General features: G+C 32.7%; 26 protein-coding genes. 14 read left to right on the forward strand and 12 right to left on the reverse strand.

The genetic code is table 11. The features are described from left to right. The first annotated feature begins 30 nt into the window (after window positions 1-30). Together ATO12_RS05815 and ATO12_RS05820 are read left to right on the forward strand one after the other, a co-directional pair. On the forward strand, window positions 31-408 hold the full coding sequence (locus tag ATO12_RS05815; RefSeq protein WP_034240011.1) for a RidA family protein: 378 nt from the start codon (window positions 31-33) through the stop codon (window positions 406-408). Between the two features lie 13 nt (window positions 409-421). Further along, window positions 422-1,522: an aminopeptidase gene (locus ATO12_RS05820; protein ID WP_034240013.1), complete on the forward strand. Its 1,101-nt coding sequence runs from the start codon at window positions 422-424 to the stop codon at window positions 1,520-1,522. 169 nt (window positions 1,523-1,691) lie between these two features. Here ATO12_RS05820 and ATO12_RS05825 read toward each other — a convergent pair whose 3' ends face one another. Then, complete coding sequence (locus tag ATO12_RS05825) at window positions 1,692-2,030, reverse strand: hypothetical protein (protein WP_034240015.1); 339 nt, start codon at window positions 2,028-2,030, stop codon at window positions 1,692-1,694. A gap of 481 nt (window positions 2,031-2,511) precedes the next feature. On the opposite strand from ATO12_RS05825, the gene ATO12_RS25965 reads away from it, so the two are divergent. Further along, window positions 2,512-2,667 carry a hypothetical protein gene (locus tag ATO12_RS25965; RefSeq protein ID WP_159099330.1) on the forward strand — a complete coding sequence of 52 codons (156 nt, stop codon included), beginning with the start codon at window positions 2,512-2,514 and terminating at the stop codon, window positions 2,665-2,667. Window positions 2,668-2,731: 64 nt separating this feature from the next. Here ATO12_RS25965 and ATO12_RS05830 read toward each other — a convergent pair whose 3' ends face one another. Further along, window positions 2,732-3,319 (reverse strand): riboflavin synthase, encoded by a 588-nt coding sequence (locus tag ATO12_RS05830; RefSeq protein ID WP_034240018.1) that lies wholly within the window; start codon window positions 3,317-3,319, stop codon window positions 2,732-2,734. Between the two features lie 80 nt (window positions 3,320-3,399). Between ATO12_RS05830 and pdxA the strand changes: the two genes are divergently transcribed. From pdxA to accC, 6 genes are all read left to right on the forward strand, one after another. Then, entirely contained in the window at window positions 3,400-4,458 is a 1,059-nt protein-coding gene (pdxA, locus tag ATO12_RS05835) for a 4-hydroxythreonine-4-phosphate dehydrogenase PdxA (RefSeq protein WP_034240021.1), read from the forward strand. 175 nt (window positions 4,459-4,633) lie between these two features. Next, entirely contained in the window at window positions 4,634-5,176 is a 543-nt protein-coding gene (locus ATO12_RS05840; protein WP_034240023.1) for a YceD family protein, read from the forward strand. Between the two features lie 7 nt (window positions 5,177-5,183). Continuing rightward, window positions 5,184-5,381: a 50S ribosomal protein L32 gene (gene rpmF / locus ATO12_RS05845; RefSeq protein ID WP_024768393.1), complete on the forward strand. Its 198-nt coding sequence runs from the start codon at window positions 5,184-5,186 to the stop codon at window positions 5,379-5,381. Window positions 5,382-5,554: 173 nt separating this feature from the next. Then, a complete protein-coding gene (locus ATO12_RS05850; RefSeq protein ID WP_034240026.1) occupies window positions 5,555-6,550 on the forward strand; it encodes a beta-ketoacyl-ACP synthase III in 996 nt (331 codons plus the stop codon). Window positions 6,551-6,577: 27 nt separating this feature from the next. Next, window positions 6,578-7,069, forward strand: a complete 492-nt coding sequence (accB, locus tag ATO12_RS05855; RefSeq protein ID WP_034240029.1) for an acetyl-CoA carboxylase biotin carboxyl carrier protein — start codon at window positions 6,578-6,580, stop codon at window positions 7,067-7,069. Window positions 7,070-7,157: 88 nt separating this feature from the next. After that, the gene (gene accC, locus ATO12_RS05860; RefSeq protein WP_034240032.1) at window positions 7,158-8,507 is read left to right on the forward strand and encodes an acetyl-CoA carboxylase biotin carboxylase subunit; all 1,350 of its coding nucleotides are present in this window, start codon (window positions 7,158-7,160) and stop codon (window positions 8,505-8,507) included. Window positions 8,508-8,641: 134 nt separating this feature from the next. Here the strand turns inward: accC and ATO12_RS05865 are convergent, their stop codons facing one another. Beyond that, window positions 8,642-10,213 (reverse strand): pectate lyase family protein, encoded by a 1,572-nt coding sequence (locus ATO12_RS05865; RefSeq protein WP_034240034.1) that lies wholly within the window; start codon window positions 10,211-10,213, stop codon window positions 8,642-8,644. Between the two features lie 171 nt (window positions 10,214-10,384). Between ATO12_RS05865 and ATO12_RS05870 the strand changes: the two genes are divergently transcribed. The 3 genes from ATO12_RS05870 to ATO12_RS05880 are packed head-to-tail and all read left to right on the forward strand — an operon-like array spanning window position 10,385 to window position 12,653. Beyond that, window positions 10,385-11,497 (forward strand): NAD(P)/FAD-dependent oxidoreductase, encoded by a 1,113-nt coding sequence (locus tag ATO12_RS05870; RefSeq protein WP_034240037.1) that lies wholly within the window; start codon window positions 10,385-10,387, stop codon window positions 11,495-11,497. Window positions 11,498-11,515: 18 nt separating this feature from the next. Continuing rightward, complete coding sequence (gene mtgA, locus ATO12_RS05875; RefSeq protein WP_034240041.1) at window positions 11,516-12,193, forward strand: monofunctional biosynthetic peptidoglycan transglycosylase; 678 nt, start codon at window positions 11,516-11,518, stop codon at window positions 12,191-12,193. Window positions 12,194-12,197: 4 nt separating this feature from the next. After that, window positions 12,198-12,653 (forward strand): 3-oxoacyl-ACP synthase, encoded by a 456-nt coding sequence (locus ATO12_RS05880; protein ID WP_034240460.1) that lies wholly within the window; start codon window positions 12,198-12,200, stop codon window positions 12,651-12,653. A gap of 39 nt (window positions 12,654-12,692) precedes the next feature. Here ATO12_RS05880 and gwsS read toward each other — a convergent pair whose 3' ends face one another. The 4 genes from gwsS to ATO12_RS25970 form a co-directional block, all read right to left on the reverse strand. Further along, window positions 12,693-13,769 carry a grasp-with-spasm system SPASM domain peptide maturase gene (gwsS, locus tag ATO12_RS05885; RefSeq protein WP_034240044.1) on the reverse strand — a complete coding sequence of 359 codons (1,077 nt, stop codon included), beginning with the start codon at window positions 13,767-13,769 and terminating at the stop codon, window positions 12,693-12,695. 194 nt (window positions 13,770-13,963) lie between these two features. After that, window positions 13,964-14,944 (reverse strand): grasp-with-spasm system ATP-grasp peptide maturase, encoded by a 981-nt coding sequence (gene gwsG, locus ATO12_RS24645; RefSeq protein WP_051575640.1) that lies wholly within the window; start codon window positions 14,942-14,944, stop codon window positions 13,964-13,966. 50 nt (window positions 14,945-14,994) lie between these two features. Then, a complete protein-coding gene (locus ATO12_RS05900; protein WP_034240049.1) occupies window positions 14,995-15,561 on the reverse strand; it encodes a hypothetical protein in 567 nt (188 codons plus the stop codon). 77 nt (window positions 15,562-15,638) lie between these two features. After that, on the reverse strand, window positions 15,639-15,797 hold the full coding sequence (locus ATO12_RS25970; RefSeq protein WP_165583341.1) for a hypothetical protein: 159 nt from the start codon (window positions 15,795-15,797) through the stop codon (window positions 15,639-15,641). Window positions 15,798-16,368: 571 nt separating this feature from the next. On the opposite strand from ATO12_RS25970, the gene ATO12_RS05905 reads away from it, so the two are divergent. Next, window positions 16,369-17,313 (forward strand): alpha/beta fold hydrolase, encoded by a 945-nt coding sequence (locus ATO12_RS05905; RefSeq protein WP_034240051.1) that lies wholly within the window; start codon window positions 16,369-16,371, stop codon window positions 17,311-17,313. Window positions 17,314-17,376: 63 nt separating this feature from the next. Here ATO12_RS05905 and ATO12_RS05910 read toward each other — a convergent pair whose 3' ends face one another. Together ATO12_RS05910 and recJ are read right to left on the reverse strand one after the other, a co-directional pair. Continuing rightward, a complete protein-coding gene (locus tag ATO12_RS05910; protein WP_034240053.1) occupies window positions 17,377-17,730 on the reverse strand; it encodes a hypothetical protein in 354 nt (117 codons plus the stop codon). A 61-nt stretch (window positions 17,731-17,791) separates the two neighbouring features. Beyond that, window positions 17,792-19,477, reverse strand: a complete 1,686-nt coding sequence (gene recJ / locus ATO12_RS05915) for a single-stranded-DNA-specific exonuclease RecJ (RefSeq protein WP_034240056.1) — start codon at window positions 19,475-19,477, stop codon at window positions 17,792-17,794. 127 nt (window positions 19,478-19,604) lie between these two features. On the opposite strand from recJ, the gene ATO12_RS05920 reads away from it, so the two are divergent. Then, window positions 19,605-20,195, forward strand: a complete 591-nt coding sequence (locus tag ATO12_RS05920; protein WP_034240059.1) for a carboxymuconolactone decarboxylase family protein — start codon at window positions 19,605-19,607, stop codon at window positions 20,193-20,195. A gap of 301 nt (window positions 20,196-20,496) precedes the next feature. Here ATO12_RS05920 and ATO12_RS05925 read toward each other — a convergent pair whose 3' ends face one another. The 3 genes from ATO12_RS05925 to ATO12_RS05935 form a co-directional block, all read right to left on the reverse strand. Continuing rightward, window positions 20,497-21,150, reverse strand: coding sequence for a response regulator transcription factor (locus ATO12_RS05925; RefSeq protein ID WP_034240061.1), 654 nt, complete (start codon window positions 21,148-21,150; stop codon window positions 20,497-20,499). A 64-nt stretch (window positions 21,151-21,214) separates the two neighbouring features. Then, window positions 21,215-21,997: a sensor histidine kinase gene (locus ATO12_RS05930; protein ID WP_034240063.1), complete on the reverse strand. Its 783-nt coding sequence runs from the start codon at window positions 21,995-21,997 to the stop codon at window positions 21,215-21,217. Between the two features lie 106 nt (window positions 21,998-22,103). Continuing rightward, a complete protein-coding gene (locus tag ATO12_RS05935) occupies window positions 22,104-22,817 on the reverse strand; it encodes a hypothetical protein (protein WP_034240065.1) in 714 nt (237 codons plus the stop codon). Window positions 22,818-22,840: the final 23 nt, after the last annotated feature.

Consider the following 22,840-nt stretch of genomic DNA (forward strand, 5'->3'; position numbering starts at 1 on the left):
CATTTTGAACAACCAACTCAAATAAAAAACATGAAAACAAATGAAGCATTACACATACCCAAAAGTAACGGACACTATGCTATGTGGGTAGAACATAAAGGTACTCTTTATTTAAGCGGACAATTACCGATACATCCAATTACCAAAGAAGTGCCTGTAGGCATTGAAGCGCAAATAAAATTACTACTACAGAATATAGAATCCACACTAAAAGAAGCCGGAAGCAGTAAGAATCATATCATTAGAAATGAAGTTTTTATTAATGATGTTGCACATTGGGCAACAGTAGATAAGGTATATGCCGATTTTTTTGGAGATCATAAACCTGCCCGGGCAGTAGTTGGCAATGCCGAATTACATCTCGGTTGCCTCATTGAAATCGTAACAACAGCAGCAATAATCGAATAATCAATACTAAAAAATGAATTCATCTATATTAAAAAAATACGCAGATCTATTGGTACACTACTCCCTTGATATACAACCAGGAGATAAATTATTTATTCAAACCACAACACTTGCAGAACCATTAGTACGAGAAGTTTTTAGAACTGCTATCAAGGCCGGAGCACATGTAGAATATCAATTAGAGTTTAGCGAAGCTCATAAAATTAAAATTGATAATTCTGAAGAAAAGCAATTAAATCAGCCTCCTGTATTGTATGCACATGCAATGGAGCATTTTGATGCTTATCTTAAAATTATGGCTCCTTATAATCTTGTTGAAAATCAAAATATAGATGCTCAAAAACAGCGAAAACACAAAGAAACTTTAAAACCAATAACAGAACATTATTATAAAAGAACGGCCAATGGTAGCCTAAAACGAACTTTGTGTTTATACCCAACACAAGCAGGCGCACAAATGGCAGGCATGTCACTAGAAGAGTATTCTCATTTTGTCTTTAACGCTTGCCACCTATTTGATAAAGACCCTAAAATATCCTGGCTGAACATACGAAAAGAACAACAAAACATTGTTGATTATTTAAACAAGGTAGACAAAGTACAATATATCACCAAAGGAACCGACATACAGTTTAGTGTTAAAGAACGAAAATGGATAAACTCTGATGGACGCACAAACATGCCCAGCGGAGAAGTATTTACCGGACCAATCGAGGATAGCGTAAACGGAACAGTATATTTTAGTTTGCCTTCTGTCTTTGAAGGTCATATCGTAAAAGGAATCACACTAACAGTTAAAGATGGTAAAATTATAGATTGGAAAGCAGAAGAAGGGCAAGAATTATTAGATGATATATTTAAAGTTCCGGGAGCTAATTATTTTGGAGAAGTCGCTATCGGCACCAATTATAATATACAGCAAGCCACAAAAAATATTTTATTTGATGAAAAAATAGGAGGTACTATACATATGGCAGTAGGGCAATCGTACTTTCAAACAGGTGCCAAAAACAAATCTATTATTCATTGGGATATGATTACTGATATGACACAAGGAGGCAAGATAATAGCAGATGGAAAATTAATCTATGAAAATGGACAGTTTCTTATATAATGAACAAACAATTGGCAAGATTAATCATTAGTGATTTGTATTGATATTATATTTAATAAATTCTCTGCGAGGAGTGCACCGCTTACAATCAAATCATTAACTATCATTAGTGATATTAAATAATATATAAAAAGATGTATTTTATTTGTATCATTTTGAATAAATAAAGCTATACCAACTTAATGTCTTCTTTAAATAACATATGAATATATTCGGCATGCACTTCTGCATGGTGTTCATTTTCTAAGCAATGAAATAGTAGGTGAATCAATCCGTAATCACCCAAACTATCTCTATACTCGTACCCTGCCTTATTTTTTACCCATAAAATAAAACAACATAAATGACCTATCTCTCCTAGTTTTTGAGCATCTTTTAAGCATTCTCTAAACTCTTCTAATGTCATATAAGCATATTCATCATACTTTTTTTTACAGAAGTCATAATCAAAAGTATGCTTATACGATTGTAATTTTCGGTTTTGTATTTCGTAGTTAATACCACTCATAACATAAGAGTAATTTACACTGGGTTAAGTATTCATATCCTCATAAGCATACAATTTGAAGTTATCTCTGTTTTTTTTGCAAAACGTATGCCAGGACTTTAAAAAATTAACCTAAAAAACTTAAGTAAACCTTAAAGTTTTAATTAAGGATTTATATTTCTATTATTAGGAATAATTCCAATACAAAAATACAAAATTTGGAATTATTCCAATAAATATATTTCACTTTTATGCCTTTATTTTTCAACTTATTGTAAGAAAAAGCAAAAACACAACAGCAACCGAAAAATATTTAAATTACTGATAAACAAGTTTTTAACACTATAAACTTATGGCTTTTGTTAATAAAACTTGATAAGTTTATTTTAAAAAACCAAACATGTCTGTTAAATTTACTTTTGAATTTGATACGATATGGTATGTTTTTTGGGGAAAGAACTACTGTAACGAAAAATTGGGAAAATAAATCAAATCTAGAATTATGCAGTATAAAGTAATTGATGCAAAAAGCCAGTATTTTGGCAAAGTATTGGATTTCGAATCCTGCTCTACTTTAAGTGATCTTGGAGGAGTACTCTTAAAGATCGAAAGAAACAGGGTTTCACTTTTTAAATTTAACGAAGTAGAATTGGTATAATTACCATTCTACTTCTTTCTACTTTTATTTATTATTCATTACACTTATATACTTATACAGTAAACTATCTTAGTTCTGTAATTCGTTTTACGTATTTACCAATAACATCAAACTCAAGATTAACAACACTTCCTTCTTTAAAAGTATTAAAGTTTGTATGCTCATAGGTATACGGAATAATAGCAACACTAAATTCGTTCTTTTTAGAATTAACGACAGTTAAACTAACACCATTAACCGTTACCGATCCTTTTTCTATAGTGATATTATTTAATGAAGGATCATAATCGAAAGTAAAATACCAACTTCCGTCAGCTTCTGTGATTGCTTTGCAAATCGCAGTTTGATCTACATGTCCTTGCACAATATGCCCATCTAACCTATCTCCTAATTTCATTCCTCTTTCCAGATTTACGATAGTACCTACGGCAAGCGTATTAAGATTAGTTTTATCTAACGTTTCTTTGATCGCAGTTACTGTATACATATCTTCATTAATAGATACCACAGTTAAACAAACCCCATTATGCGCTATACTTTGATCAATCTTTAATTCTGAAGTGAAATTCGCTCGTATGGTAATATCCAGATTTTCTTTATTAGTTTGTAAAGAAGTAATAATTCCTAATTCTTCGATGATTCCTGTAAACATAAATGCGAATTATTTAATTAAATTTGTGACCTTGAAGTCTGATTTTAGATTTCAAAAATACTGATAAAGTAGTTTATATAATGAAGAAAGAAGAAAAAATAAGATTAGGGATTTCTATTGGCGATCTTAACGGAATAGGAAGTGAAGTTATCCTTAAAACTTTTGAAGATTCGCGAATGTTAGATTTTTGTACTCCGGTAATTTTTGCCTCGGTAAAAATTCTTTCTTTCTTAAAAAAACAATATAAAAGTAACATAAACCTTCATGGTATAGATAAGACATCTCAGATTCTGGATGGTAAAATAAATGTTCTTAATGTTTGGAAAGAAGCCGTTAGTATTAATTTTGGAAAAGAAGATGAAAAAGTAGGAAGCTATGCGATCAAATCGCTTAAATCTGCAACCGAAGCTTTAAAAAACAATCGAATTGATGTGCTGGTAACCGCACCTATTAATAAACATAGTATTCAATCTGAAGAATTTAAATTCCCAGGACATACTGATTATCTGGATCAGGAACTAGAAGGAAATAGTCTTATGTTTATGATTACCGATGATTTAAAAGTCGGATTACTTACCGATCATGTTGCCGTTAAGGATATAGCAGATACCATTACACCAGAATTAATAGAACAAAAAGTAGATACTATTCATCACGCTCTTAAACAGGATTTTGGCATCTCAAAACCAAAAATCGCAGTGCTGGGAATCAACCCACATAGTGGAGACAACGGTGTAATTGGCAAAGAAGATGAAGATGTATTAAAGCCAACAATCCAAAAAATTAATGAATCTGGTAAATTAGTATATGGCCCCTATGCAGCAGATAGTTTTTTTGGCTCTAACAATTACAAAGCCTTTGATGCAGTTGTAGCTTCATATCATGATCAGGGATTAATTCCTTTTAAAACACTCTCTTTTGGCAAAGGAGTAAATTATACCGCAGGATTACACAAAGTTCGTACTTCTCCAGATCATGGTACTGCTTTTGAAATTGCAGGAAAAAACCTAGCCGATAATAGTTCATTTAAAGAAGCTGTTTTTGCGGCATTAAAAATTTTTAAAAATAGAAATGAATATCATGAATTAACTAAAAACCCTCTTAAAAAACAACCTCGTAAACCACAAAATAAGTCATGAGAGGTTAGCAATTAGGTATAAAAATGATCTTCAAACCTATTACCTTGATCCTTAAACCTAATTAATCACTAACAATCTGATATAATTTTGTTTACAAAAATACTTTCATAACGAATTTTTATTATCTTTGCACCCGCCTTTATCAAATTGATAGGCACTTGAAACTGATGATGAAATGATACAACTTAAAGAGTATACTATTCCTTTCGTTGGACTGAAGCAAGGATTACACCAGTTTGAGTATCAAATTGACAATACGTTCTTTGAACATTTTGAGTATGATGAGTTTAATTCATCTGCAGTAAAAGTTGATATGGAGTTTAATAAAAAAACAACTTTATTAGAACTTCAATTTAAAGCAACAGGAACTGTAAATGTAAATTGTGATCTCACCAATGAACCTTTTGACCTACCTATTAAAAACGAATTTTTTTTAGTAGTGAAGTTTGGAGATGAATATAATGATGAAAATGAAGAGCTTCTTATTATTCCTCATGGAGAATATGAAGTTAATGTTCAGCAATATATTTATGAGCTTATTGTTTTGGCTATACCATCTAAAAGAGTTCATCCTGGTGTTGAGAACGGAACATTACAATCAGATATACTTAAAAAACTAGAAGAATTAAGTCCGAAAGAAAAAACAAATGTGAATAACAATGAGGAAACAGATCCTCGCTGGGATAAATTAAAAAACTTATTAAACGATAAACAATAGCTAAGCAATGGCACATCCTAAGAGAAAAATATCGAAAACAAGAAGAGATAAAAGAAGAACACACTATAAAGCTTCTGTACCACAAATAGCTACTGATCCAACTACTGGAGAGGCGCATTTATATCACAGAGCACACTGGCACGAAGGTAAATTATACTATCGTGGTCAGATTGTTATCGACAATACTGAAGAAGAAGTAGCGTAAGGATACTGTTAAAATCTTAAAGAGAACTCTCACAAATGTGAGAGTTTTTTTGTTTTTAGTTGAATATGTGTCAAAATCCAGTTATTTTGCGCCATATTTGTGTATAATTTAGTAATTTCGACAACTTTTTGAACGCATTTTTATGCTATAGTTTGTGAAACTAAAACTAAGATATGAGTAAAATCACAGCCGCTATCACCGCTGTAGGTGCATACGTGCCAGACTATGTGTTAACTAATGATATATTAGCCACAATGGTCGAAACTAACGACGAATGGATAACCAGTCGTACAGGTATCAAAGAACGCAGGATACTAAAAGATAAAGATAAAGGAACATCTTTCTTAGGTATAAAAGCGGCAGAAGATCTAATCGCCAAAAAAAATCTCGACCCTAAAGAGATTGATATGGTAATTTTTGCAACTGCAACTCCAGATCTTCCAGTTGCTGCAACTGCAGCATACACAGCTTCGAAGATTGGGGCCGTTAATGCTTTTTCCTATGACTTACAGGCAGCTTGTTCCAGTTTTTTATATGGAATGTCTACTGCCGCCAGTCATATAGAATCAGGAAGATATAAAAAAGTGTTAGTAATAGGAGCAGATAAAATGTCTTCTATTATTGATTATACCGATCGTACCACTTGCATTATTTTTGGTGATGGTGGTGGTGCAGCTCTTTTTGAACCCAATTATGAAGGTCTAGGACTTCAAGACGAATACCTGCGTACCGATGGTATCGGAAGAGAGTTCCTAAAAATTGAAGCCGGAGGATCTATTCTACCTCCATCAGAAGAAACTGTAGCCAAAAGGCAACACTTTGTTCAACAAGACGGAAAAACTGTATTTAAATATGCAGTTTCTAATATGGCAGATGCCAGTTCTAAGATTATGGAACGTAATAGTTTAACAGGACAGGATGTAAACTGGCTTATTGCACATCAAGCCAATAAGCGTATTATTGACGCTACAGCCAAAAGAATGGAGCTGGATGAAAGCAAAGTTCTTATGAATATCCAACGATATGGTAATACAACCTCAGCCACCTTACCATTATTGTTACACGATTACGAGAAACAACTCAAAAAAGGAGACAACATCGTATTTGCCTCATTCGGTGGAGGCTTTACCTGGGGGTCTATTTATCTTAAATGGGCCTATAATTCCTAAACAACTAAAACACACAATACCCACATTATGGATTTAAAAGAAATTCAGAATTTAATTAAATTCGTAGCCAAATCAGGCGCTAGCGAAGTAAAGTTAGAAATGGATGACATTAAAATCACCATTAAAACTGCATCAGAAGATGGTAAAGAAACGACAATTGTACAACAACTGCCGGTAACTCCTCAAGTGGTAGCTCCTGTACCATCACAATCTGCACCTGCAGCAGTAACACCTGCAGCAGTAACAGAAGAAAAAAATGCTTCTGACGATGATTCAAAATACATAACCATCAAATCACCTATAATTGGTACTTTTTACAGAAAACCATCACCAGACAAACCTACATTTGTAGAAGTTGGTGACTCTGTAAAAGAAGGAGATGTACTTTGTATTATTGAAGCAATGAAACTCTTTAATGAGATCGAAAGTGAAGTTTCTGGTAAAATTGTAAAAGTATTAGTTGATGACTCTTCTCCAGTAGAATTTGATCAGCCACTATTCTTAGTAGACCCATCATAATTAACCTCATAATTTCAAACTTTTAAGTTTCAAATCACATATTGAGAATTGAAATTTATTGTTTGAATATTGTAATTTCTAAGAAGTTATGTTTAAAAAAATTCTAATTGCAAATAGAGGTGAGATTGCATTGCGTGTAATCAGAACCTGCAAAGAAATGGGGATAAAATCTGTTGCGGTATACTCTACGGCAGATGCAGAAAGTTTACATGTACGTTTTGCAGATGAGGCCGTTTGTATCGGACCTGCACCCAGTAACGAATCCTATCTTAAAATGTCTAATATTATTGCAGCAGCAGAAATCACAAATGCAGATGCAATACATCCAGGCTATGGTTTCCTTTCAGAAAACGCTAAGTTCTCTAAAATTTGTGAAGAGCACGAAATAAAATTTATTGGTGCCAGTGCAGAAATGATTGATAAGATGGGGGATAAAGCTTCTGCAAAAGCAACTATGAAAGCAGCAGGAGTACCTACAATTCCTGGTAGTGAAGGTATTTTGGATTCTTTTGAAGAAACCGAAAAGCTTGCCGATGAAATGGGATACCCTGTAATGCTAAAAGCTACTGCCGGTGGTGGTGGAAAAGGTATGCGTGCCGTATGGGCAAAAGACGACCTGAGAAAATCATGGGATAGTGCTCGCCAGGAAGCTGCAGCTGCATTTGGCAATGATGGCATGTATATGGAAAAACTCATCGAAGAACCACGTCATATAGAAATTCAGGTTGTAGGAGATAGTAACGGAAGAGCTTGTCATTTATCTGAAAGAGATTGCTCTGTACAACGTAGACATCAAAAGCTTACAGAAGAAACTCCCTCGCCATTCATGACAGATGAATTGCGTAATAAAATGGGAGAAGCTGCGGTAAAAGCTGCAGAATTCATCAAATATGAAGGCGCAGGAACTGTAGAATTTCTGGTTGACAAGCACCGTAATTTCTACTTTATGGAAATGAATACCCGTATCCAGGTAGAACACCCTATCACAGAACAAGTAGTTGACTATGACTTAATTAGAGAACAAATTCTTGTTGCTGCGGGAGTGCCAATTTCGGGTAAAAATTATTTCCCACAATTACATTCTATAGAATGTAGAATCAATGCCGAAGATCCGTATAAAGATTTTAGACCTTCTCCTGGTAAAATTACCAATTTGCATATCCCGGGAGGTCATGGTGTACGAGTAGATACTCATGTATATAGTGGATACATTATTCCGCCTAACTATGATTCTATGATTGCCAAATTAATAACCACTGCACAAACACGTGAAGAGGCGATTAATAAAATGAAAAGAGCATTAGATGAATTTGTAGTAGAAGGTATAAAAACTACCGTTCCCTTTCATAGACAGCTTATGGATAATCCAGATTATATCTCTGGAAATTATACCACTAAGTTTATGGAAGATTTTGAAATGGAAGACCCAACTGAATAACAACCAATTAAGCCTCAGTAATGAGGCTTTTTTTATGCGCTTTACTTATTAATTTTAGAGATAGTCTGTGGATGTATGAGATCAAATACTCCTTTAGAGCATTATCATTTTACACATTCTTATTATAAGTTTTTTTAATTATTTTCTATCAAACCAAATCCTTTCCAACCACTATTAGTATATACCCAGCCAACATAACCTCCAGGAACTGCATTGGTATTATAAACAATATCACCTTGATTCCAACTACCAGTGATTGGTATTGAAGATGAATAATTTATTTTATTACTTTGTGAAGCCCCTAACCCTCTTAAAGATATACCATTCGAAGACCTTAAACTTAGGCCTCCATAATTACCATTTGTAGATGAAGGATTAAAAACAAAACTATTTGAAGGAATAGAATTTATAATTGGAAAATTTTCGTTGGATGTACACATGTTTACATTAACCCCTTCTGCGTAACCTGCACTATATATCGGAGTTTTTCCAAACTCATAAAAATAAGAACCTGAAATATTCATTCCCTTTACCCCTCCTAAAACTATAGCCCAATATGGAGAAACGTTCCATTTTGAATTAAAATAATTATCGATAACATTTACCCCTCGAACATTAGCAAGATTATTTATAGCAATAGCTTCATAATCTAGCCACTCCCAATAACAACCTATAAAGGAAATATTAGTAAGAGGAGCATTTCCTCTATTATCTATTAATGCGCCATGCCCAAATTCAAAATTACAGCTAATAAAATTGATACTTGATGAGTCTCCAACTATTTTAAATAAAAAACTGCTTTCATTTTGAGGTTTATTACTTAAAAAACATCTTTCTATCAATAAGTTGTTACATTGTCTATTGAAAATATATCTTGGTGAAGAAATGTCTAAATGTCTTTGAGTACTTCTACAATTTTTAATAGTCGCTCTCCAGAACGATTGTGCATTAATATCATTTACTAAATTCCTAAAATGAATATTTTCAATCAATGCATCTTCATTATATTTTAATTTTATGCCAGAAATGTTACTTCTTTGAATACGAGTTGTATCATTTACTTTTATATCTGTATCACTTAATAAAGTTAAATTACTTAGTATCATATTTGTAATTTTTGCCTTATATCTAGTATTCCCCTGATTATCGGTTTTCTCAGGCATTTCTAAATCAAAAATATAACCACCACCATCAATTGCTCCATAAATATTCGATCCCTTATATCCTTCTCCTTTTATTTTAAGCCTATGGATATGTGATTTTTTCTCATCGATTTCAATTTTTAAAGAATTAACAATGCGATAATCTCCTTTAGGAATAATCAGCGTATTTCCTATTCGTTGAGTTTCGTAAATTGCATTTTGTATGGCAGCTGTATCATCTGTATTATAGCTATACGTTCCACGTGCTCCAAACCACTTGACATTTATATCACCTTTATATACTCTAATCCATTTTTTGTTAGGATTTGCGTTTACATTAAAAACTGTACCTCCATTCTCCTTTAAATCAGAAATTTCATTTTTGAAAAGTCCACCACCACCATCATCAGGAGTATAATAACCTTTAACATAAACATAATCATCATTACCAGGATGGTTTTGGAGTTCAGATATATTAGGGAAGATTGCTGTTGCTAAAACTGATTGAGCTCTCGAATTAATAATGAATGATAATACTAAAGCTATAAAAATGTAATTTCTCATTTTTTTATATCGTTTCAGGTTTATGTCTTGATAATTGAAAATGTTACTTCTTTTTTTTAAAAAAGCTGTCTTAAAAATGTATTTCCTACTATAGTAACTACGCAAGAAATCGTAAAATCTCTTTAGGAACGACTATATTTGTTTTTCTAACAAAATAATATCTCTTGTACTTTGAATTTTAGCTATTGGGAACATAAAACTTGGTTATCTAATATCGATTTTACGGTTATCGGAAGCGGAATTGTAGGGCTTACCTGCGCATTAAGGCTACAAAACAATTTTCCGAAAGCCAAAATTCTTATCCTAGAACGTGGCATATTACCAAACGGGGCCAGTACCAAAAACGCTGGTTTTGCTTGTTTTGGAAGCCTATCAGAAATTCTGGATGACTTAAATTCGCATAGCGAAGAAGAAGTACTACAGTTGGTCAAAAAAAGACATAGTGGACTTCAATTGTTAAGAAAACACTTAGGAGATCAGAGCATCGGTTATTTTCAAAATGGCGGTTATGAACTTTTTACCAAAAATGACCAAGCTCTTTATGAAGACTGTTTATCAAAAAGAGAGCAAATAAACACGTTGTTAAAGCCAATTTTTGAGGATGATGTTTTTAGCACAAACTCTAATATTTTCAATTTTGGAAATATCCAACCTCAATACATAGTTAACCAATTTGAAGGGCAAATCGATACCGGAAAAATGATGGAAGCATTACTAAAAAAGGTTCGAAATTCTGGCATTAAGATTCTAAATAATTGCACAGTCGAAGCTTTTGATGATGACCATACTTCTGTTAAAATAAAAACCGATCAGTTTACGTTCTCTACACACAAAGTATTGATCGCTACAAATGGTTTTGCCGCTCAATTAGGAATTCAGGAAGTAAAACCCGCTCGTGCTCAGGTTTTGATTACCCAACCCATAGATAATTTACATATTAAAGGAACATTTCATCTAGATAAAGGATATTACTATTTTAGAAATATTGATAATAGAATCCTATTTGGCGGAGGTCGAAATTTAGACTTTAAAGCTGAAGAAACTACAGATTTGGCGCAAACTGAATTGGTACAACAAAAATTAGAAGAAATTTTGCGAGATGTCATTTTACCAGATACTAATTTTGAAATCAATTACCGATGGAGCGGAATTATGGGTGTAGGAAACCAAAAACAATCTATTGTCAAACAATTATCTCAAAACGTATTTTGTGGTGTACGACAGGGCGGAATGGGCGTTGCGATAGGAAGTCTGGTGGGTGCAGAATTAGCTGATCTTTTATAAGTCGATTCCTATTGAATTATGAAAAAATACTTCCGTTTTATACTTAAAAGCTGCATCGCATTTATCCTACTAAGTGTACTGTGGGTATTACTATATACGTGGGTTAATGTTCCTGTCACCCCCTTAATGGGAATTCGAAAATTACAATCTAAAAATGAGTATACAATTCGACACCAATGGGTACCATTATCCAAGATTTCTAATTCTTTACAACTAGCGGTTATTTGTAGTGAAGACCAACGGTTTATCGATCATCATGGTTTTGACAAAGAAGCTATCGAAAAAGCAATGGCCGACTATACATCTGGTAAACGATTGCGAGGCGCAAGTACGATTTCTCAACAAACCGCCAAAAATGTGTTTTTATGGCCGCATCGTAGCTGGGTTCGAAAAGGATTCGAAGCCTATTTTACATTTTTGATAGAGACTTTCTGGAGTAAAGAACGTATTCTCGAAATTTATTTAAATAGTATAGAAATGGGAGATGGTATTTATGGAGCCGAAGCTGCCGCCCAGTTTTGGTTTAATACCTCTGCCAATGCACTTAATACAGATCAGGCTGCGGCTATCGCAGCAATACTCCCTAATCCTATACGGTTTTTGGCAAATCCGCCTTCGGCATACACCAAAAAAAGAAAAAAATGGATTATCACGCAAATGCGTAATTATGGTACTTTAGTATTTGATAAGAAATGATGATATGAATCCACAAAAAATTAAAGAAAAAATCCTAAATCAATGCCAAAACTATGTGGATCAAAGATTGCAAAGAATTCAAAATACTATTGCTAACATTCAGGAATCTCTAACTTCTGAAACCAAAAGCTCTGCTGGAGATAAACATGAAACCGGACGAGCTATGTTACAGTTAGAGCGTGAAAAAGCAGGAAAACAATTAGCCGAAGTACAGAAATTACAAGAAATTCTAGCGAAGATTAATAGTTCTCCTTCAGAACATATTCACCTTGGTAGCCTGGTAATTACCTCACAGGGTGATTACTTTATTAGTATCTCTGTTGGTAAACTCTCTATAGAAAATAGGTCTTACTTTGCCATAGCTGCTAACTCTCCTATTGGTAAACTACTATTAGGAAAAACCACTGGCGACCGTTTTAGCTTTAATGGAAATGAAATTGTAATCAAACAAGTTTTTTAACTAATACAATTTGAACATAATCTTATTTTGTATGACTATTTAGTTTTTTAAAAATTCTTGAAAACTGTAATATTTAATTGCTTTTTGTTTTAATGGGTTTCGACTCCAATCTTCCCATTTATTTATATATGGATCATAACCACATTTTAAAGGTTTAGAATATAGATCTTCTGGATTATCTACATATGCTCTGCAATCAGTACAAACTCTACGATACTCACAATCTTTACATGTGTCTATCAAATCCTTATGTATATTCCAGTTTTTTTGAAAATTTAATGATTCTGCAACTGTTTCTATGTCGTCCGTTTTTATATTTCCAAAAACATTTGACATAGAAGGGCAATTTTTTATATTTCCATTACTATCAATACTTAATTTTTTATTCAGACACGAATTAAATTTAAGGGATTCTGTAAAAACAGGAATTTTAATTGAAAATAATTTAGGGTCAATAATGCCACAATGACTTTGACCATCTATAACACGAGAAATCATCTGGATTTTAGGGTTATTAGTCTTTATTGTGGTATTTTTTTCTTTGACAGAATGTACTATAAAAAGAACAATCCTAGGGTATTTAATTGACAATATCTCGATCTCTTTAATATCTAATTTACTAGTGAAGGGTAAAAAAACAGTTATGCTTCTAATCACAGATTTAGCACAATGCTCTGCAAAAAATGCCAGTTTATCCAAATCTATTGTTTTATAAAATCGAATTTCTACAAATTTGCATAGTAAATTGGTTAGAGCAGTAGTTATCTTTTGTAAATCATCATTATCTAACTGCTCTATTTCTATAATGGCATTATTGATATGCTCTGGTGATTTCCATTGTAAATTCAAATCAGGAAACCTATCTGGTTCATCTGTCCAAAAACCAAGCTCATTTTTTTCAAGATATTCTAAATATTCCTGTACAGTCTCCTGGTCTTCCTGCGAGAATTTTTTAATGTCTTCTAAGGTGTCGTCATTCTCGGTCTTCTCAAGAAATTCTGCCAGGGGTAGTGGAATAGAATATACCTTACCACGATGAAGATCACAAATCGTTGCCAAAGAAGCCCCTTTAACAATGATACAATTTGCAAATAATTTAAAACTCTTTTTGTTCATCAAATGTTAATAGTTTTGAAATTGGTTTTAAGGATAAATTGCATTCCACCGTTTCAGAGTGGTATACTGGGAATTGATCATTATATGAAACTGTCACTTCACTAGAGTTTTTAGAGACCTGCAACTCTTTTATTTTGTGATTTCTAAGAAAAAAAGGAAGATTATCTAATTGCTTTTTAAAAAATATATCTCTTTTATCTATCATGTTGTATTAATGTGTTTGCTATTTTATCCTCTAGGTAATAATTACAGGGTTTTGAAACAAAACCAAATTGTCCTGTAGGGTTTACCTCTAAGAATACATATTTCTTATCAGGGGTTTTTATTAAATCGATAGAGCCCGTATTAAGATTTAGTTCTTTCATCAATATTTTTAATTTAGTCTCAATTTCTTTAGGTAATACATAAGGTACATTTCTATTGGGTCTTTCGTCATTATAGTTTCTAAAATCCACTTTGGTTTGTGGGTCTAACTGAGAAAAAATAGCCATTGTATAAAATTCTTCTTCTATATAAAAAGCCCGTAACTCTATATCTTTCTCTACATACCCTTGAAAAAGTGAAGGGAAAAAAGTTGAAGGAAGTGATTCAATTACTTCTTCAGTTATTTTATCTGTCTTAAAAAATGCAACATACGATTCATCATTAAAATAAACCGTCTCATATAATGGTTTTGTAATAACGTGTTGCTGCTTTTTAAAAAAATACAGTAATTCTTTTTTAGAATTTGTTATTAAGGAGTCAGGGATATCCAATCCAAGTTCTTTTGCCAATCGAAGCATTGAAAACTTATCGCTCTTAACCGATAAGGGGCTAGGTAATTGATATGTGTCCCGAAAGTTGTTAAAAATTTGAGTATTTATTCTCCCTATCTCTTGACCAATTCTCCATCTCAATTCTGCTATGTTATCATTGGTGCTTTCTAAATCTTTAAATGTTTCCTCTAGGTGATACCGATGCCTTAGAAATCCACGAAACCAAACACTTTTATACTCATTAAACGGAATACTTAATTTATCTTGCGAATTATCGAGTGCTATTGACCAGTGTTTACCATTTTCATAATAATCCTCTCCTGATAAAAAATCAAATTGGGCATTATTATAAAGTAACCAATCTATGACTTCTTCATAACTTTCGTTATTTTCTTTGTAATTTTTACAGATTAATATCATAATAGTTGTAACACTATAAAATTTCAGGTTTTTAAAACTCTTTCCTTTTATTAAAGTTGTAACTTTTCTAGCAACTGTTCTATATTTTCTTCATAGCTAATAGCATGCGGGTAACTTTCCCCGTATTTCATAATATGCATCCTATTAAGTAAAAAAGAAAACTCTTCACTATTTATAAAACCATCGTTATAAGCTTTATATAAGTAGGGAAACAATTCTAATTGCTTATTAAAAGATTGATGTAAGCAAACTGTTCTAATTGCAGGAATTACTTTAGGATTTTTTGACTTAAATACCGGATACCCATACTCTTTTAAATACTTCAATATGCTAAGGTAATTTAGAGAATCAACTTCTTTTATTCTTCTTCTATAATCCTGATATTCTGATGAATCGACATTGTAATTATTCCTTTTTAAAATTTCATTTTCTCTATCAGAATTTCTTACATTTTGATCTTGTTGAAACAAATTTACAAGAAACTTCTCTTTCTTTTCTTGTGTATTTAAAGAGGTGATTAAAGAATCTAGATTAATAGAATGAGACTTTATTTGATTATTATTTTGTTTGCTACACGATATTATTAAAACAAAACCTATAATGTATATATATTTCAAAATAAATGTATTTTAGTTTTACTTTAAAAAATCTTAGAGCTAATGTTTGTTAGCTCTAAGATTCTCATTTTTATACCTTAACAGCAAAATTCATCATCCCAATCACCAAACCAAATTGGACCAGTACCACTATTCCCTCTATCCATTAAAGTCGATGTTCCGCAATCACCTCCTTTAATTGTTAAAGCATTTTTGTCTTCAATAACATGTACATCTAAATCTTTTAATTTTTTCATTTTTATATGATTTTTAAAATTATTCACCTACTCTATAAAGGCTTTTCGGTTTCCGCCATAAAATATAAGTCAATAGTATTGCATCGCTTAAAAAAAGCTTAACTAAAAAATATGTTTATGTAAGAAAATTCAATAGAATAGGGTAGGAAAAATTCTATCGTCTTAAAATCAACACCAATATATAAAAAATTTTATATCACCTCATCATAACTTTTAAGATAATTTAATTCTTTTTGCAATAGGTATATAAAAAGAATATACATATCTATTGTGCATTTCGAACTAAAATAGTTTTCAAAATGTCTGGTCAAGTGATTTTTTGACAAAAAAATTGTACTTCGACAAAGCCTGTCCTGAGTTTATCGAAGGGCTCTGTAGGGCTATCGAGAACCTTTTAAAAGTTAAAATTCTTATTCTTGATACAAATTTTACTCATTCCAATCGTAAAATTTACTCGAATTGACAGAATTTTATCAAAACACACAACGGGTATACATTTAAATTTTCAAACGCATATGGCATACAAAAATGATTTTAAGTAAATTGCCAGTTCATAAATCATCTTTTTACCATGAAGAATTTTTTTGTGCTTACCTTAATGGGGGTATTGCTCTTTTCTTGTAAACCCTACGAGAATACTAAAATCAGAAAAAACCAAATCACTTATGAAGATTTTAGATCTGATCAAAGATTATATCCTACAGATGATGGTTTACTAAAATATATAGATAAAGGAAAAGGACCTGCAATTGTATTATTACATGGTGTACCTACTTCGGGATGGTTATATCGTAAAATGATCGATCCTTTGGTTGCAAATGGATTTAGAGTCATTGTACCCGATATGTTGGGGTATGGTTCTAGTGATTCTCCCGAAGGTTTTGAAATCTACAATGCCGAAAATCATGCCAAACGCTTGCTAGAACTTATGCAAGCATTAGGGATCGATACCTGGTCTCATGTAATGCATGATGCTGGTGGACTATGGACCTGGGAACTTATGAAACAAGCACCTGATAAAATTGAAAAACTAATTGTATTAAATACCATTATTTATGATGATGGATTTTACCCTCCTGTACGTATGAAACCGGGAGGTCTTGCCAAGACAGCAATGTGGGGTTACAGAAATGGTGTTACCACCAATACTTTGCTTAAAAGTTTATTTAACCAGGGATTGAAAGAAAACGTCTTAAATTCTCTTGATGTAGAAGGATATAAAACTCCTTTATTAGAAGGTAAAACACATGCCATGTATTATTTCTATAGTCAGACTTGTAATGAATTACCAGACTACTCAGAAGTTTTTGAAAATGTTAATATGCCTGTTACGGTTATATGGGGTATACATGATACTATGTTACAATGGCCTCCGCAACAAGTGCGTGCGGCTAATGCGCTAAAGGTTAAAAATGAAGATATTCATTTTATAGATGAGAAACATTTTTTGCAGGAAACGAAAGCAAAAGAAATCACATATAAAATTGTTGAGTTTTTGTATAAAAAAGAAGAATAAGGATTTCCTAAAAAGTTAATAGTGAAATCAGTTCATTACAATAAATTCAAAACATAAATGGAATTAATTAAGAGATAGGTTCCTTACCCAATCTTTTAACTCTACTCTAAAAATAGTACCCTTGATTAGTTCCTGAATTTGATGCACTTCTTCTCTACTAACTGCCAAATCAATCTTATCAGAAGGTGTTCTTAATAAAAGAGACCTGCATTGTTGTGAATTTTTGCATTGCCTACAACATTGAGATTCTATGGTGGTAGTACAGGAATTTGAAAAATCCTTCAATTCATTTAACGTAAGTAAAAATCCAATATCTCTAAATACCAACTGAACTCTAGGCATTGAAATATGCTTTTCTTGTTTCCAAAAGAAAGAAATACCTAATTCGTTACTGTATATTTTATCTATAGCGTTCATCCTGAATACATATTTGAATCAAAAATAATAACTATTTATAATAAATCTAAATAAAAATAAGTTAATTTATATCTTTCAACTTTAATTGAAGTGATACTTCTCCATTCCATTCGTTTTCATCGATAGTATACGCAGCTTTAAAATACTGCCCTTCGGTTATCGAATTGTATTTAGGGCCAAGATTAAAACCAATAGCACCTATAGCAGTTTCATTTTTTTGTACTCTACATTTTAAATGTTTCTCATCGGCTCCTACGCATTTTCCGTATCCGGTATCATTTAATCCTTCTGTCATAAAAACCGGTGCCATATTTCCCGGGCCATATGGAGCGAATTGTTTTAAAATACGATAAAATTTAGGAGTGATTTGATTTAACTCAATAGAGGCATCAATAGATATTTCGGGAATGAGCATTTTTTTATCGATAGTAGCAGATACTACTTCTTCAAACTTTTGCTTAAACGGCAGGTATTGCTTTTCTTCTAATGTTAACCCTGCAGCATATTTATGGCCTCCAAACTGTTCTATATATTCTGAGCAGGCTTCTAATGCATTATACACATCAAACCCTTTTACAGATCGTGCAGAAGCTGCTAATTTCGATCCACTTTTTGTAAAAACCAAAGTAGGGCGGTAATACGTTTCTGTTAATCGTGATGCGACAATGCCTATTACTCCTTTATGCCAATTTTCTTCATACACCACAGTAGTATATCTATCCTCTTCTTTATTCTGAAGTATCTGTCCCAATGCTTCCTGGGTTATGTTTTTATCAGCCTCTTTTCTATTGCTATTATAAAGTTCTATTTCTGCCGCATATTGCAGTGCAATATCAAGATTTTCTTCTGTTAACAAATTAACAGCATGTAATCCATGTTTCATTCTTCCGGCTGCATTAATCCTTGGTGCAATGATAAACACAAGGTCTGTTATCGTTAAAGTTTTCTTTTTTACTTCAGACAACATTGCTCTAAATCCAATTCTGGGACTCGTATTAATAACCTGTAAACCATAGTATGCCAATACACGGTTTTCTCCTGTTATTGGCACAATATCTGCGCCAATTGCAGTTGCCACCAAGTCCAGATATGGTAATACATCTTCTATAGTTTGATTTTGATAAATGGCCAGCCCCTGGATCAATTTAAACCCTACTCCACAACCACATAATTCTTTATACGGATATTCGCAATCTTTACGTTTTGGATCCAAAACCGCAACTGCATTAGGAATTTTATCTCCTGGTCTATGGTGATCACAAATAATAAAATCGATCCCTTTTTCCTTGGCATACGCTATTTTCTCTATAGCTTTAATTCCACAATCTAAAGCAACAATAAGAGAAATATCGTTGTCATGGGCATAATCAATTCCTGTATACGATATCCCATATCCTTCATTATATCGATCAGGAATATAGGTAGCAATTTGATGAGATAACGTTTTTAAATAAGAGGATAATAATGCTACAGATGTGGTGCCATCTACATCATAATCCCCGTATACCATTATGTTTTCGCCACCAGTAATTGCCTTTAGGATTCTGGCAGTTGCCTTATCCATATCTTTCATCAAAAAAGGATCATGTATATCCTCTAAAGAAGGTCTAAAAAACTTTTTGGCCAGATCAAAAGTCGTTATTCCTCTTTGTACTAATAACGAAGCAATTATTGTATCTACATTAAGAATTTTTGCCAAATTTTCTACTGTTGAAATATCAGGCTTTGGTTGTAGTGTCCATCTCATTCGTGTGGTAAATTCCTATATTAAAAAATCCAAAGTACAAAAAACATCCTGACCTCTCTTGATTTGACATTAGTTTTGTATTTTGCTTTGCTAAAAATTATACGTTTAAACTAAAAAAATATATACTATGGCATTAGTCACTCCATTATCGGCTGATCATGATCCGGAAACCAGAGAATTAGCAGAATTTTTTAATGAAACTTTAGGATTTTGTCCTAATTCTGTGCTTACTATGCAAAGAAGACCTGCTATTTCTAAGGCATTTATTAATCTTAATAAAGCCGTAATGGCAAATGAAGGTAGAGTAACCTCTGCATTAAAACGTATGATTGCCTGGGTGAGTAGTAATGCTACAGGGTGTAGATATTGCCAGGCACATGCTATTCGTGCTGCTGAACGATATGGTGCAGAACAAGAGCAATTAGATAATATATGGGAGTATAAAACACACCCCGCTTTTAGTGATGCAGAACGTGCAGCACTTGATTTTTCTCTTGCTGCATCGGTGATCCCTAATGCTGTAGACGATACTATCAAAGAAGAATTGTATAAATACTGGAATGAAGGAGAAATTGTAGAAATGTTAGGAGTGATTTCTTTATTTGGGTATCTAAATCGCTGGAATGATTCTATGGGTACAATGGTAGAGGAAGGAGCTATAGAATCTGGTGAGAAATACCTTGGAAAACATGGTTGGGAGAAAGGAAAACATGTTTAATTTGACACAAGAAAATTTACGTCAGTCAGAGTAATTTTCGATAGAAAATTGTACTTCGACCAAGCTCAGCAGAACTATCGAAGACAAGTAAATTTTCAAGCAAAAGCCTAATTTCGATACGATTTTTCTCCGTTCCACTATGAAAAATCACTCAATTTGATGGCTTTTTTTAACTAAATCCTTACGTTCTACGTTGTTTAATATTTCCTGAAACTAAAGATTATAACAGAATATTTCGTATTATGAACCTGTCAGGATTTTTAAAATCCTGACAGGTTTATTTTTACTTTCCTAAAATGATCTAAACCGAAATGATTTTCTCTTTAACTGCTTTAATAACTAAACCAGCTGTGTTTTTTACACCCAATTTACCCATTAAATTTTTGCGATGTCCTTCAATTGTTCTTACACTTAGAAAAAGTTGTTCTGCAATTTCTGCTGTGGTATACTCTTGAGTAATCCCTTCTAATACTTCTAGTTCTCTAGAGGTAAGGTGATAATCTTTTCTTATCGCAGGAGGTTTAGAAGTTTTATGTTTCAACCCTTTTAATAACGCTTCTGATACAAAGGAATTAAAATAAAATCCATTTTCGTATGTAGATCGTATTGCTATTTCTAACTCATGCTGGGTAGTATCTTTTAACAGATATCCATTAGCTCCCGCTTCCATCAAATAAGAGATCATTCTTTCTTCTGTATGCATGGTTAGAATAATAATTTTTAGATCGGGATACAATTCTTGTAATTTTAGAGTTGTATCTACACCGTTCATATCTCCCATCTCTAAATCCAAAAGAATTACGTCTGGAACCACATTATTTAACTGTGCCAACAGGTCTTTACCACTCACCGCTTCTAATACCAAAGAAATATTGGCCATTCTTTTTAACAGTGACTTTATACCTTCACGAAATAAGTTATGATCATCAATCAGTCCTAGTTTTATAGTCTCCATGATTAATTGTGATTAAAATTGTTAATGCTTCTTTTTTCTTAGGGGTTTTTTATTGTTTTTATAGTCAAACTGGTACTATAATTTTTACTTTCATACCAGAGCTCTTTTTAAAAAAATGTATCTTTCCAGAAAGTACCGATAATCTACTTTCTATGTTTTTGAGCCCTAGCCCTTTTTTATGCAAAAGGTTTTTTTGTTTCAAACCCTTCCCATCATCCTCATAAAGTATAATTAACGAATTTTCCTCATTTTTTAACTCAACATATATTGCAGAAGCTTCTGCATGTTTAAGTGTATTCGTAATTAATTCCTGAATAATTCTATACAGGTTAAGTTCTTTTGATTTGGTAATCGTTTTTATCGTATTATTCTTAAAACGCACTTTAATCTTTCCTGAGTCATTTATGGTTTGCACCAAACTTTGTGTTGCCTCTACCAGTCCTAACTTTTCCAGAACCACTGGTCTTAGGTCTTGAGAAATGCTACGTACACTTTGTATCATATCATCGAAAAAAGAGCTCATTTTTTCGGCAATCCCTTTAAGCTCTTCCGGAGGCAATTCTGGTGTAATTTGCCCAAAATACAATTTGGTTGTAGTTAGCATGGCTCCCACATCATCATGCAATTCTTTGGCAATCCTACTCCGTTCTTCTTCCTGACTAATAATCGAGGTTTTTAGTAATTCTTTCTGATAATCTGATTCTATTTTTTGATGTTTCTCTTGTTGTGCCAACAATCTGCGCTGATAAAGAATAAAAAATATAATTACCGATAACGATAGCAAAAAAATTACCACCATACCAATGATTATAACCTTTAACGCAACAGCTTCTTCGGGTTCACCCATAAAATAAATAGTATAAAAACAGTAAAGAGCTATACTTTTTGTTTTTTATTTGCGATGTAGCTATATAATATAGCTCTTTACTTTTTAATTAATTATCTTTTCCAGATTAGTCTAATGGCGGGGGACAAGTTGGCGGACAAGGTTTTGAATACTCATAAATAAATATCCCTGTTTTTAACAAATTCTGTCCATCCAATTCTGGTAAAAAAACAGTAGTAAACTTGCCCTTGGGGTTAACTCCCCATACTAAATTTACACTTTTTGAATCATTTTGCAACATATGTTTTGCTACAGCTGCCGGCATACTAAAATAACGAATACGTTCGTCGTTATAAGCAATAGCACCCTTAAGTGCACTACCTTTCCATTTTTGTTGCCATCCTGAAATGAAATCTACAGCTTCATCCGGTTGCAATATATGCGAGGCTACAGATTTAGAAAGCGCTGTAGTCTCAAAACGTTTAGATTTTTCGGCAACTAGTTTATTCACAACTTTTTGTAATGAAACTGGTGTAGCTAATACTCCTTTGGTAATATCTCCGTTTGGATTTGCTCCAGCTACACGTATTTGTAATTGTTTATTTTCTACTTCCAAAATAAAACGAACTGTAGATACTTCTGGTAACTTCAATGCTTGTTCTAATGCTTTCTTGGAGATATTAAACCCATTTTCAGGAGTACCAAAAACTTCTTTAGGGCTTGCAGTTTTCCAATTAAGAGTCAAATCTTGCTCTTCTATATTATTTTGAGACTCCTCTTCTTGCTGACAAGCAACAGTTAGCCCCAATAGAACTAAAAATAATAAACGAATTGTTTTCATGATTTTAGGTTTTAAAAGTTTAC

The organism is Aquimarina atlantica, assembly GCF_000626715.1.
GTDB classification, from domain to species: Bacteria; Bacteroidota; Bacteroidia; order Flavobacteriales; family Flavobacteriaceae; genus Aquimarina; species Aquimarina atlantica.